Raw genomic sequence first — 12,122 nt, 5'->3', positions numbered from 1 at the left:
TGCCGGGCTGACGCCCCAGGGCTGAGCGCGGCTGCCCGGGGCTGAGGGCCGTAGGCGCCCGTGCTGAGCGCGGCCGCCCGCTCCGGTTCGTGATCCCGCCCGGGACCGGGGGTCCGGGCCGGGAATGCCGAGCGGGTACGCCGTGTTGTCACGACCGTTGGAAGTGTCACCGAGAAAGGGAGCCGCCAGTCATGGGATCTGTCGCATGCCCGCAGCGTCCGCAGGCCGTTGACCTGGACTGGGCCACGGTCGCGCTCGCTGGCGGTACGACGACTCCGGCGGCGCGAGGTGCGGAACGTCGTCTATTCTCCGGTTCGGGCGGGTCCGCGACGGGACTCGCCGAAGCACCGGAGGAGGTGGGTCCGGTCACCGGGACCGAAGACGGCGGGAGCGCCAGGCAGGAGACCGAGGCGGAGCGCAGCGCGCGTTTCGAACGGGACGCCCTGGACTACCTCGACCAGATGTACTCGGCGGCGCTGCGCATGACGCGGAACCCGGCGGACGCCGAGGACCTCGTCCAGGAGATGTACGCGAAGGCGTACGCCTCCTTCCACCAGTTCCGTGAGGGCACGAACCTCAAGGCCTGGCTGTACCGGATCCTGACGAACACCTTCATCAACTCGTACCGGAAGAAGCAGCGCGAGCCCCAGCGCAGCGCCGCCGAGGACATCGAGGACTGGCAGCTGGCGCGTGCCGAGTCGCACATGTCGACGGGGCTGCGTTCGGCCGAGGCCCAGGCCCTCGACCACCTTCCGGACTCCGATGTGAAGGAAGCGCTTCAAGCCATTCCGGAGGAGTTCCGCATCGCGGTCTACCTGGCGGACGTGGAGGGGTTTGCGTACAAGGAGATCGCCGACATCATGGGGACGCCCATCGGCACTGTCATGTCCCGGCTGCACCGCGGGCGGCGGCAGCTGCGCGACATGTTGGAGGACTACGCGCGTGACCGGGGCCTGACTCCGGCAGGCGCGGCGCGGTCGCACGACGGGAAAGGCTCAGGCTCATGAGTTGCGGAGAGCCGCACGAGACGGACTGCTCTGAGGTACTGGACCACCTGTACGAGTACCTGGACCGGGAGATGCCGGACAGCGACTGCGAGAAGTTCAAGGAGCACTTCGACGAATGCTCGCCGTGCCTGGAGAAGTACGGCTTGGAGCAGGAGGTGAAGAAGCTCGTCAAGCGCTGCTGCGGCCACGACGACGTCCCCTCCGACCTGCGTTCGAAGGTGATGGGGCGGATCGAGTTGATCCGCGCTGCCGAGGCCGCGGGTTCGGACGGTGCGGCGGCGGCCGGGGAGGCCGAGGCCTCGGAGCGCCGTGCCGGTGCCGCTGAGAAGGACGATCAGGACGCCCTGCACGCGCCGGAGACGTCGTCGCCGGCCGACTCCTCCGCCCGCGGCCGGAAGAAGTTCGCCTGACTGAGCAGCGAGCCGGACAGTCCGACTGGACGGCTGCTCGACCGCTCTGATGCTCGTACGTGCCGGACGCCGCCCCAGGGCGTCGGTCGCCGCTGTTGCGCAGTGCGTCGCGTCGGGGTCAACTCGCCATTCCTCTAAGGGAATTGGGCCTTCGGCACCACGATTTCGCGATGTAAATCACTCGAACGTGTGAGCCGCGCCGCTTCCCCGCGAGCCAATACGGGAATGGCGCCCACGCCCCCTCGCCGCTCGTCCTATTCTCCCCTTCCGGCGTGGTACGGGGAGGAGTCGCACAATGCGTGCAGGGGGAGTGGCGCTGCCGGGTGCAGCGCGCTTGCTCATCGCGTGCGCGGTGGGTGCTGCCGCGTGGTGTGCCTTTCCCGCCCTGCGTGGCTTCCCGGGTGTGGAGCTGAGCGTCCTGCTGCCGCTCGCGGCGCTGTACGCGGCATGTGAATACGCCCCGCGCTGCCCTCTGATGAGGCTCACGGGGCGCAAAGTGCCGGGCAACATGGGGGCGTTCTTCCCCGTCCTGCTGACAGGAGCGTTTCTGCTGCCGCCCGCCGCCGCCGCGCTCGTGGCGCTGCCCGGGGCGCTCGTCGGGCGCGTCGAACCCCGTCATGCGGCTGCCCGGAGGTGCTGGCATGCTGCTCAACTGGCGCTCGCCGCCTGGTCGGCGGCGCACGTCCACGGCATCCTGTCCGGCCCGGCGACGTTCCGGGCAGGCGGCACGTTCGAGCCGGGGGCGCCGGACTTCCCGGCGCTGCTGACGTCGGCGTCCGCCGCAGCGCTCACGTACTGCCTCGTCATCACAGCCCTCGACGGTGCGGTGCTCGTGGCCGCCGAACGCTGCGCGCTGCGGGCGGCGTGGCGCGGCCAGTTCGCGCGGGCGGCTCCGCCTCACCTTCTGCACGGCCTGGTCGGTCTGATGATGGCGGTGCTCTGGCGCAGCTCGTACGGCCCTGTGGCGGCGTTCTTCGTGCTGCTCCCCATGTACATCTGCTGCTGGGTCTTCGCGCAGTACCACCGGGAGCGGGGCGCTCACCAGTCCACTATCCGTGCGCTGGTGCAGGCAGTCGACATCAAGGACCGCTACACGCGGGGGCACAGCGAGCGCGTCGGCCGGGCGTCGGTGCTCATCGCGCGGGAGCTGGGGATGGACGAGGAGCGCACCGAGGCTCTGCGCTTCGCGGGCATCCTGCACGACATCGGCAAACTCGGCGTCCCCACACGGCTGTTGCGCAAGGACGGCCCCCTCACCGACGAGGAGCGCCACGTCATCGAACTGCACCCGGAGTACGGGCACGAGATGGTCCGCGGTATCGGCTTCCTGGGGGAGGCGCGGTCGGCGATCCTGCACCACCATGAGCGGCTGGACGGCAGCGGGTATCCGTACGGGCTCTCCGGGGCGGAGATCCCGGAGTTCGCCCGGGTCGTCGCGGTGGCCGACGCCTTCGACGCGATGACGTCGACGCGGAGCTACCGCCGTGCGCGCCCCGTGCAGGCGGCGGTCGAGGAACTGCGGCGGTGCGCGGGCACGCAGTTCGATCCGCGCATGGTGGGGGCGCTTGCGGGCGCGCTGGACAGGCAGGGATGGTCGCCGGCCGTCACCGCGGACGGGCCGAGCGGAAACGTGCCGGCAGCTCGTGAGCAGGTGCCGGTCGGGGCTGGCCGCGCCCGCGTGACGATGCCGCGCGGACGCGCGGGGGGCGGCGGCACGGAGGTGGACGAAGGCGGCGCGGAGACGGCCGAGGGCAGCGGAACGGACACCGTGCGCACTGCCCGGGGCACTACCGACGAGTCGCCCGGTGCTCCGGAGGCCGGAGGCCCCGCGACCGGCGGTGCGGATTCCGTGGATCCGGATTCCGGTGATGCGGGGGCCTGGGGCTCGGGCCCCCGTGCCGCACCCACCCGGCCCGCCCGGCCGCACTCATGAGGTACGCGGCCGTCCTGTGCAGGGCCGCGGCGGCGGCGCTGGTCCTCGCCGCGCTCGGCGTCACACTGTGGCGGGGCCTCCAAGAGCCGTACGTGGCGCTCGCGTTCGGCTCGATCATCGCCGTCGGCGAGGTACTGCGCGTGAGGCTGCCGGACAGTGTCCACGACGGAGTCGTGCGTTCCAGCGCTCCGTTGGGCGCCGCGGGAGCCCTGGGTTACGCGCTGCTGGGCGACGTGGCCGGCAGACCGGCCGGGTCCGGCGTGCTGCAGTGCGTCGCAGTGATGATCATCGCGACCCTGGCGGGACTCGTGCCACGCGCGGCGAAGGGTGCCACCATCACGCCCGACCACGCGGCGCGCGGCGTACTCACCGTCGGATTCGCCGCCACCTGCTTCCAACCGCTGTACAGCACGGGCGCGTTGGGGGAGTGGGTAGGTGAGGGCCCGTACTACGCCCTCTGGCTGCTCGCGGTCACGCTCCTCACGGGGCTGTGCGACGCGGTGCTCGCGGCGATGTTCGCCGCGGAGCGCACCGGATGGCCGCTGGGGGCGCTGCTGCGCGGGCAGTTGCGTGCACGTGTGGGCATCGGCCCGGCGATCGCCGCCACCGGGGCCGTCATCGCACTGGCGGTGTCCGTCGGGGGCTTGTGGGCCCTGCCGGTCTTCTGCGTTCCGCTGCTGCTCACGCAGTTCTCCTTCCGCCGCTACTCCTCTGTACGGGAGACCTACCGGCAGACCATCGCCTCGCTCGCCCGGGCCACGGAGGTGGCCGGCTACACACCGCACGGGCACGCGCGCAGGGTCGCAGCGCTCAGTTGCGCGGTGGGGCGTGAGCTGGGCCTGATCGAGCCGGATCTCACTGTCCTGGAGTACGCCGCGCTGATGCACGACATCGGCCAGCTCTCGCTCGTCGACCCCGTCGAGGACGGAGCGACGGCACACCTCGATACGGATCTGCAGCGGCGGATCGCACTGCTGGGAGGTGCGGTCGTACGGCAGACCGGAGTGGCCTCCGAAGTCGCCGTCGTGGTGGAACGGCAGGCCGATCCTTTCCGTGACCAGCCGCTCACGGCTCGTATCGTCCGCACGGTCAACGCGTACGAGGACATGGTGGCCGGGAAGGCTGACATGGAGAGTTCGTTGCGCGCGCTGGAGCGGCTCAGGCTGGGGGGTGCACATGACTACGAATCACGCGTCGTGGAGGCGCTGTCACGCGTGGTGGCGCGGGGCCCCGAGGCGTGACTCCCGGGTAGTGAGCAGGCCCCCGTACGGGCATGGTTGGATGCGAGAGGGGAACTGCGAAAAGGGCGCACAGCCAGTGCACACAGTGCGTGAACGTCGGACGGGCAGCGCATCGGCAGCAGGAACGAGAGCAGGCGGCAGCCGGTCAACAGGCGGGAATCAGGCGGGAACATCGTGAGGATCTTCGGCAAGGTTCGGCACCGGCCCTCCGCCTCGTGGCGGCAGGCGACGGACCGTGCCTTCGCGCTCATCGGCGACGGGCGTTACGAGGATGCCGACGCCTTGCTCACGCAGGCCGCCGATCTGGAGCCTTGGCTGTCGGAGTCCTGGTTCAACCTCGCGCTGCTGCACAAGTTCCGGCACGACTGGGAGCAGGCGCGCACTGCCGGGCTCCGCGCGGTCGCACTGCTGGAGCGCCAGGCCGGAGCCCCCGACTGGTGGAACGTGGGCATCGCCGCCACGGCCCTCCAGGACTGGCCGCTCGCCAGGCGCGCGTGGGAGGCGTACGGCCTCCGCGTCCCCGGGGGGACGCAGAGCGCAGCGGTCGCGGAACCCGCCGGTATGCAGCTGGGCAGCGCGGCGGTGCGGCTCTCGCCCGAGGGCGAGGCCGAAGTCGTGTGGGGCAGGCGTATCGATCCGGCGCGCATGGAGATCCAGAGCATCCCCCTCCCGTCGTCCGGGCGGCGGTGGGGCGAGGTGGTGCTCCACGACGGCGTGCCCCACGGCGAACGCGCCACGAGCAGCGGCCCGACGTTCCCCGTCTTCGACGAGATCGAACTGTGGGCGCCCTCTCCGGTTCCGACGTGGGTCGTGCTGCTCCAGGCGGCGACGGAGGCCGACCGGGACGCGCTGGAGCGGCTGGCCGCGGACGCCGGTTTCGCGGCGGAGGACTGGTCGAGTTCGGTGCGGCTGCTGTGCCGTACCTGCTCGGAGAGCCGCATGCCCGTCGACGACGGCGACGGGCATGCGCACATGGATCCGCATGATCACAGTTCCCCCGGCCATCCGGGCCCGTTGGGGCACATGACGCCGGGCGGCCCGGGCGACGTGTGGGTGCCGGAGCGGGAGTGCGGCCTCGCGGCACCCGGCGGGCTGGTGCGCGGACTGCTGGACAGCTGGGTCGCGGACAGTCCCGACAGCCGTGAGTGGCGCGATCTCGAAGAGGTCTGCTGACGCGGTCCGGAAGGTCTGACGCCGCCGCGGCAGTGGTCCGGCCTCCCACTCGCTCCGTCGTGTGGCGCCGCGCGGCTCCGCCCCGGCCCGCGGCGGCTCGGTGACGCGGGAGGCACCCCGGGAGGCCCGGCTAGGCTGTAGGGCGACGATCGTGTGGCGAGCAGGTGGCAAGGAAGGCAAACGGCGGAATGGCGCAACAGCAGCAGGAGATCAGCGAGGAGCGCACCCCTGTGGAGTTCGTGGACGACACCAGGGACTGCGAGGCGCGTGAGAACGCTCACCGCGAGCGCGGCACCGCCCGTCCGATCACCGTCGTCGGCAATCCGGTGCTGCACAAGGAGTGCAAGGACGTCACGTCCTTCGACGACGAGCTGGCCTCACTCATCGACGACATGTTCGCGAGCCAGCGGGCCGCGGAGGGCGTCGGCCTCGCCGCGAACCAGATCGGCGTCGACCTGAAGGTCTTCGTCTACGACTGCATGGACGACGACGGCGTGCGGCACGTCGGTGCGGTGTGCAACCCGGTTCTCGACGAACTCCCGGCGGAGCGCCGCAGCCTGGACGACTCGAACGAGGGCTGCCTGTCGGTTCCCGGCGCGTACGAGTCGCTCGCGCGCCCGGACTACGCGGTCGTGCGCGGGCAGGACGCCCAGGGCAAGCCGATCGCCGTCGAAGGCACCGGCTACTTCGCCCGCTGCCTCCAGCACGAGACGGACCACCTCTACGGCTACCTCTACATCGACCGGCTGTCGAAGCGGGAGCGCAAGGACGCCCTGCGTCAGATGGCAGAGGGCACTCCCAGGTACGAGACGGTGCCGAACACGTAGGCGGCGAGCGGGGGTTCGGGCCGCCGCCGCGGCTCCCGCCTCTCACCGCACGGCAGTCGGCCGCCGCCCTTCGCATCCGCGTCGGGCGGCGGCCCTCTGCTTGTGAAGCCTCGGATTCAGTGGCCTTGTCCATTGGCATTTCCTGCCACTTGTTGACGCCCACTCCATGTCACGACAGGCTCTGGTGTTGCTCCCCTCACTTATGGAGGCATACGTATGCCCAGAAGTACGGTCAGAACCGTGCTGGCACTTGTCATGGTCGCGGCAGCCGTCCTCGTGGGTTCCGTTGCCAGCGCGAGCACCGGCCCGCAGATCAAGGCAGCCGACGGGTGTTTCACCTGGGACCGCGCCCTCTCCGAGGGCGCTTCCGGCGATGACGTCACCCAGCTGCAGATCAGGATCTCCGGATACGCCGAGAGCGGTGCGGTACTCGAGGTCGACGGGCAGTTCGGGCCCGCGACCAAGGCCGCCGTGACCCGGTTCCAGCAGGCATACGGGCTGGGGGCGGACGGTGTCGCCAACGAGGCCACGCTGCAGAAGATCGTCGACCTCCAGGACGACGACTGCACGCCGGTGCACTTCGACTACGCCGAGCTGAACAACTGCAACTCCGACTGGAGCGGCGGAGCCGTCAGCGCGGCGGAGGCCAAGGCGAACGCTCTGCGCACCATGTGGAAGCTCGAGGCCCTGCGTCACGCGCTGGGCGACCAGCCGATCAGGGTCACCAGCGGTTTCCGCTCCAAGGCGTGCAACGACCAGGCCGGCGGCTCCGCCACGAGCCGTCACCTCTACGGTGACGCCGCCGACCTCGGTGTCTCGCCCCACTCCCTGTGCACGCTCGCCAAGGAATCGACCAACCGCGGCTTCTTCGAGATCCTCGGCCCGGGCTACCCCGACCACGACGACCACACGCACGTGGCGCACCGGTCCGACAAGTTCTGGAACGCGCCGGACTGCGGCGTCTCCTGAAACCCCACCCGCTCCTCTTCATTGCAGGAAGGACCCAACCCCCCATGAACAGAAAGATCGCGCTGCGCGCGACTGTCGGCGCTTCGGCGATGGCGCTCGCCATCTTCTCCACGGCGTACGTCGCCGAGGCCACGACCGCGGAGCCCAAGGACACCGGCGCCCTCGCCAAGATGAGCCACTCCGCGGCCAAGGCCAAGCTGGACAACGCCGGGATCGGCATCCGCTCCAGCGGCGGCTGCTCGGACCGGAACAACCCGACGTGCACCTCGCTGGAGCAGGTCAACTCGGCGTCGATCGACGGTGCCATCACGCTCAAGGGCGCCAGCGGCTGCGCCCTGACCGTCACGGGCGGAACCGAGACGGGCCACGCGGACGGCCAGTACAGCCACTGGAACGGCTACAAGCTGGACTTCGCCATGTCGAGCTGCCTGACCAGCTACATCAAGAACACCTTCACCTCCATCGGTGGAAACAAGTGGCAGTCGGGCTCGGGGAACATCTACTTCGACGAGAGCAACCACTGGGACGTGACGTTCCACAACTGCGGTGGCTGCTTCAAGGGCGGCAAGGGCTGACCCCGGGCAGCACGCGACACGGAGCATGAAGAGGGGGCCGCGCGGGAAGCGCGGCCCCCTCCGCGTGCGGGCGTCCTCCGCGTGCGGCCCTTCCGCTACGGCGGAGTCCCCTCCGCGTACGGACGGTTCAGAACTCGTCGTCGAAGGAGACCGACCCCTCCACGGCGACCTGGTACGCCGAGGCGCGCCGCTCGAAGAAGTTGGTCAGTTCCTGCACGTTCTGCAGCTCCATGAACGAGAACGGGTTGCTCGCGCCGTAGCGGGCCGGGAAGCCCAGCCGCAGCAGCCGCTGGTCGGCGACCGCCCGCAGGTACTCCTCCATGGACGCGGTGTTCATGCCCGGCAGCCCCTCGCCGCACAGGTCGCGGGCGAACTGGAGCTCCGCCTCGACGGCCTCCTCCAGCATCGCCGTGACCTCCTTCTCCAGCTCCGCGTCGAAGAGTTCGGGCTCCTCCTCCCGAACGGTGTCGACGACGTCGAAGGCGAAGGACATGTGCATCGACTCGTCGCGGAAGACCCAGTTGGTGCCCGTGGCCAGGCCGTGCAGCAGTCCCCGCGAGCGGAACCAGTAGACGTAGGCGAACGCGCCGTAGAAGAACAGCCCTTCGATGCAGGCGGCGAAGCAGATCAGGTTCAGCAGGAACTTCCTGCGGTCGGACCTGCTCCGCAGCTCGTCGATGCGCTCCGCGCCCTCACCGCCTTCCATCGCCGCCATCCAGCGGAAGCAGAACTGCGCCTTCTCCCTGATGGACGGGATGTTCTCCACCGCCGCGAAGGCTTCCGCCCGCTCGTCGACGTCGGGCAAGTACGTGTCCAGCAGCGTCAGATAGAACTGGACGTGCACCGCCTCCTCGAACAGCTGCCGCGAGAGGTACAGCCGCGCCTCGGGGGAGTTGATGTGCTTGTACAGGGAGAGCACGAGGTTGTTGGCCACGATCGAGTCACCCGTGGCGAAGAACGCGACGAGCCGGCTGATCATGTGCTGCTCGCCGGGGGACAGCTTGGCGAGGTCGGCGACGTCCGAGTGGAGATCCACTTCCTCCACGGTCCAGGTGTTCTTGATGGCGTCGCGGTAGCGGTCGTAGAAGAGCGGGTAGCGCATGGGGCGCAGCGTCAGTTCGAACCCGGGGTCGAGCAGGTTCGCGTGCCGGGTGCCGGGGGCGGACGCGTTCGCGGTGTCGGTGGTCACTGGCAGGCCTCACAGGTCTCGGGGTTCTCGAGGGAGCAGGCGGCGGCTTCGTCCGTCGCCGTGGCGGGGCCGGCGGCGCCGGTCTCCGCCGTGTCCGGCACGGCCGGCTCCGTCCGCGGCACGGGGAGCCGGGAGTCGGCCGACGAGCCGGCGGCGCGGGCGATGCGCGTCGCCGGACGGGACCGCAGGTAGTACGTGGTCTTGATGCCGCGCTTCCAGGCGTAGGCGTACATCGAGCTGAGCTTGTTGATCGTGGGCGCCGCCATGAAGAGGTTCAGCGACTGGCCCTGGTCGATGTACGGGGTGCGGGCGGCGGCCATGTCGATGAGGGCGCGCTGGGGCAGCTCCCACGCCGTCCGGTACAGCGAGCGGACCTCGTCGGGCAGTTGCCGCATGTCCTGCACGGAGCCGTTCGATTCGCGCAGCGCCTCGCGGGCACGCTCGTCCCACAGGCCGAGCCGCTTCAGCTCCTCCACGAGATAGGCGTTCACCTGCAGGAACTCACCGCTGAGCGTCTCCCGTTTGAAGAGGTTGGAGACCTGCGGCTCGATGCACTCGTACACGCCGGCGATCGCCGCGATGGTGGCCGTGGGGGCGACGGCCAGCAGCAGGGAGTTGCGCATCCCCGTCCTCGCGATACGGGCGCGCAGCGCGGTCCAGCGCTCCGGCCACGCGGACCCCTTCTGCGCCTCCGGGTAGTGATCGGGATGCAGCACGCCGCGAGCGGTGCGGGTCCGGGTCCAGGCAGGGTGCGGGCCGTGACGTTCGGCGAGCCCCGCGCTGGTCTCGTACGCCGTGAGCATGATCCGCTCGGAGATGCGGGCCGAGAGCGCGCGGGCCTCGTCGGAGTCGAACGGCAGCCGCATGCGGAAGAAGACGTCCTGGAGCCCCATCAGGCCCAGACCGACGGGACGCCAGCGGGAGTTGGAGCGGCCGGCCTGTTCGGTCGGATAGAAGTTGATGTCGACAACGCGGTCGAGGAAGGTCACGGCCGTGCGGACGGTGGCGTCCAGGCGCTCCCAGTCCACCGTCCAGGCGGTCCCACCGTCCGCGCCCCCGGGGGTGAGGTGCGCGGCGAGGTTGACGGAACCCAGGTTGCACACGGCCGTCTCGGAGTCGTCGGTGACCTCCAGGATCTCGGTGCAGAGGTTCGAGGAGTGGACGATGCCGCCCGGCTCGGCCGTCTGGTTCGCGGTCCGGTTCGCGGTGTCCTTGAACGTCATCCAGCCGTTGCCGGTCTGCGCGAGGGTGCGCATCATCCGCGCGTACAGCTGCCGGGCGGGCACCTGCCGCACGAAGCGCTCCTCCGCCTCCGCCTTCCGGTACGCGGCCTCGAACTCCTCGCCCCACAGGTCCACGAGTTCGGGCGTCTCCGAGGGGGAGAAGAGCGACCACTGACCGTCCGCCTCGACCCGCCGCATGAACTCGTCGGGGATCCAGTGGGCGAGGTTGAGGTTGTGGGTGCGGCGGGCTTCCTCGCCGGTGTTGTCGCGCAGTTCGAGGAACTCCTCGATGTCGGCGTGCCAGGTCTCGAGGTAGACGCAGGCGGCGCCCTTGCGCCGGCCGCCCTGGTTGACGGCGGCGACGGAGGCGTCGAGGGTCCGCAGGAAGGGGACGATGCCGCCGGAGTGCCCGTTCGTCCCCCGGATGAGCGAACCGCGTGCGCGGATACGGGAGTAGGAGAGGCCGATGCCCCCGGCGTGCTTCGAGAGGCGGGCCACCTCCTGATAGCGCTGGTAGATCGAGTCGAGCTCGTCCAGCGGCGAGTCCAGCAGGTAGCAGGACGACATCTGGGCGTGCCTGGTGCCCGAGTTGAAGAGCGTGGGGGAGGAGGGGAGGTAGGCCAGCGAACTGGTCAGCCGATACAGCTCCGCCACCTCGTCGACGGCCTCCTCCGACTCGTCGGCGGCCAGTCCGCACGCCACGCGCAGGAAGAAGTGCTGGGCCGTCTCGATCACTTGACGGTTCGTGGGGTGGCGCAGCAGGTAGCGCGAGTACACCGTTCGCAGGCCGAAGTAACCGAACCGGTCGTCCGCGCCGTCCGCCGCGGCCCGTTCGGCCAGCGTGTCCAGCCGGTCGGCGTGGGCCCGTACGAACGCGGCCGTGCGGTCGGCGATCAGGCCCTCCCGGTGGCCGGTGGCGACGGACGCGGAGAAGGACACGCAGCCCTGCGACGCGGCCTCCTCCCGCACGGCCAGGGTCAGCAGCCGGGAGGCGAGCCGCGAGTACGCGGGTTCCTCGCCGATGAGGCCCGCGGCCTCCTCCATCGCCAGCCCGCGCAACTCGGCCTGGCTGCCGCCCTTCTGGCGTCCCCGCAGCGCGGCGGAGGCGATCCGCTCCGGGTCCGTGCCGGGCAGATCCGCGGTGAGGTGGGTGAGGGTGCGCAACAGCGCGGTTTCCGGTGTGTGCGGACGTTCGGGACCGGCGGTGCCGGCCGAGGTGTCCGGGCCGGCGGGTGCGATGGTCACGGGACGGGCTCTCCCTCGCTCGGTGGTACGACGAGGATCTCGAGGGAGGTGCGCGGCAGGCGCGTGCGGGCGTCACGCCGTCGGCTGAGGGCGCGCCACGCAGCGTCCACCGGCCCATCCCTCGGGACCCGGACGTCTTCGAAGCAGCCGGACAGGCATTCGGACTCGCGAGTGCTGCCCGACAGCCCGAGGGCAGGGGCAGCACATCGCACACCGTTGCGGGACAGTTCCGGACTTGCACCGGATTCCCCTGTGCGGCAGCGGGGACGAGCATACATGTTGTGGCGCGCTTCGCGAGCAGGCCCTATATCTAGTACCCGACAGGGGGTT

General features: G+C 70.4%; 10 protein-coding genes and 1 riboswitch. Of the genes, 8 read left to right on the top strand and 2 right to left on the bottom strand.

The features are described from left to right. Nucleotides 1–191: 191 nt before the first annotated feature. The 8 genes from H181DRAFT_RS03675 to H181DRAFT_RS03640 all read left to right on the top strand — a co-directional run bounded on the left by H181DRAFT_RS03675 (nucleotide 192) and on the right by H181DRAFT_RS03640 (nucleotide 8,135). Nucleotides 192–1,007, top strand: a complete 816-nt coding sequence (locus tag H181DRAFT_RS03675) for a sigma-70 family RNA polymerase sigma factor (protein ID WP_074467692.1) — start codon at nucleotides 192–194, stop codon at nucleotides 1,005–1,007. After that, nucleotides 1,004–1,417, top strand: coding sequence for a mycothiol system anti-sigma-R factor (gene rsrA, locus H181DRAFT_RS03670; protein ID WP_045862732.1), 414 nt, complete (start codon nucleotides 1,004–1,006; stop codon nucleotides 1,415–1,417). The genes H181DRAFT_RS03675 and rsrA overlap by 4 nt, the downstream gene beginning before the upstream one ends. A 295-nt stretch (nucleotides 1,418–1,712) precedes the next feature. Continuing rightward, nucleotides 1,713–3,350 carry an HD-GYP domain-containing protein gene (locus tag H181DRAFT_RS03665; protein WP_078895465.1) on the top strand — a complete coding sequence of 546 codons (1,638 nt, stop codon included), beginning with the start codon at nucleotides 1,713–1,715 and terminating at the stop codon, nucleotides 3,348–3,350. Next, a complete protein-coding gene (locus H181DRAFT_RS03660; RefSeq protein ID WP_045862731.1) occupies nucleotides 3,347–4,591 on the top strand; it encodes an HD-GYP domain-containing protein in 1,245 nt (414 codons plus the stop codon). Before H181DRAFT_RS03665 ends, H181DRAFT_RS03660 begins: the two co-directional genes overlap by 4 nt. A gap of 174 nt (nucleotides 4,592–4,765) precedes the next feature. Then, entirely contained in the window at nucleotides 4,766–5,764 is a 999-nt protein-coding gene (locus H181DRAFT_RS03655) for a tetratricopeptide repeat domain-containing protein (RefSeq protein ID WP_045862730.1), read from the top strand. Between the two features lie 188 nt (nucleotides 5,765–5,952). Continuing rightward, a complete protein-coding gene (gene def, locus H181DRAFT_RS03650) occupies nucleotides 5,953–6,591 on the top strand; it encodes a peptide deformylase (protein WP_045862729.1) in 639 nt (212 codons plus the stop codon). Between the two features lie 216 nt (nucleotides 6,592–6,807). Further along, nucleotides 6,808–7,560 carry a D-Ala-D-Ala carboxypeptidase family metallohydrolase gene (locus tag H181DRAFT_RS03645; protein WP_045862728.1) on the top strand — a complete coding sequence of 251 codons (753 nt, stop codon included), beginning with the start codon at nucleotides 6,808–6,810 and terminating at the stop codon, nucleotides 7,558–7,560. Between the two features lie 44 nt (nucleotides 7,561–7,604). Then, nucleotides 7,605–8,135, top strand: coding sequence for a hypothetical protein (locus tag H181DRAFT_RS03640; RefSeq protein WP_045862727.1), 531 nt, complete (start codon nucleotides 7,605–7,607; stop codon nucleotides 8,133–8,135). 127 nt (nucleotides 8,136–8,262) lie between these two features. Here the strand turns inward: H181DRAFT_RS03640 and H181DRAFT_RS03635 are convergent, their stop codons facing one another. Together H181DRAFT_RS03635 and H181DRAFT_RS03630 are read right to left on the bottom strand one after the other, a co-directional pair. After that, a complete protein-coding gene (locus tag H181DRAFT_RS03635; protein WP_045862726.1) occupies nucleotides 8,263–9,324 on the bottom strand; it encodes a ribonucleotide-diphosphate reductase subunit beta in 1,062 nt (353 codons plus the stop codon). Next, nucleotides 9,321–11,714 carry a ribonucleoside-diphosphate reductase subunit alpha gene (locus H181DRAFT_RS03630; RefSeq protein ID WP_254666708.1) on the bottom strand — a complete coding sequence of 798 codons (2,394 nt, stop codon included), beginning with the start codon at nucleotides 11,712–11,714 and terminating at the stop codon, nucleotides 9,321–9,323. Before H181DRAFT_RS03630 ends, H181DRAFT_RS03635 begins: the two co-directional genes overlap by 4 nt. A gap of 210 nt (nucleotides 11,715–11,924) precedes the next feature. After that, a riboswitch (cobalamin riboswitch) is annotated at nucleotides 11,925–12,085 on the bottom strand. Between the last annotated feature and the right edge of the window lie 37 nt (nucleotides 12,086–12,122).

The sequence above is a fragment of the Streptomyces sp. WMMB 714 genome, assembly GCF_900090125.1.
Lineage (GTDB): Bacteria > Actinomycetota > Actinomycetes > Streptomycetales > Streptomycetaceae > Streptomyces > Streptomyces daqingensis.
Note: the sequence above shows the minus strand (reverse complement) of the source record. Positions and strands in the feature narration are given on the sequence as shown.

Bases quoted from the DNA above. Each gene is read 5' to 3' on its own strand.
- H181DRAFT_RS03665 (WP_078895465.1), top strand. From the start codon at position 1,713: ATGCGTGCAGGGGGAGTGGCGCTGCCGGGTGCAGCGCGCTTGCTCATC.
- H181DRAFT_RS03660 (WP_045862731.1), top strand. From the start codon at position 3,347: ATGAGGTACGCGGCCGTCCTGTGCAGGGCCGCGGCGGCGGCGCTGGTC.
- H181DRAFT_RS03645 (WP_045862728.1), top strand. From the start codon at position 6,808: ATGCCCAGAAGTACGGTCAGAACCGTGCTGGCACTTGTCATGGTCGCG.
- rsrA (WP_045862732.1), top strand. From the start codon at position 1,004: ATGAGTTGCGGAGAGCCGCACGAGACGGACTGCTCTGAGGTACTGGAC.
- H181DRAFT_RS03640 (WP_045862727.1), top strand. From the start codon at position 7,605: ATGAACAGAAAGATCGCGCTGCGCGCGACTGTCGGCGCTTCGGCGATG.
- H181DRAFT_RS03675 (WP_074467692.1), top strand. From the start codon at position 192: ATGGGATCTGTCGCATGCCCGCAGCGTCCGCAGGCCGTTGACCTGGAC.
- def (WP_045862729.1), top strand. From the start codon at position 5,953: ATGGCGCAACAGCAGCAGGAGATCAGCGAGGAGCGCACCCCTGTGGAG.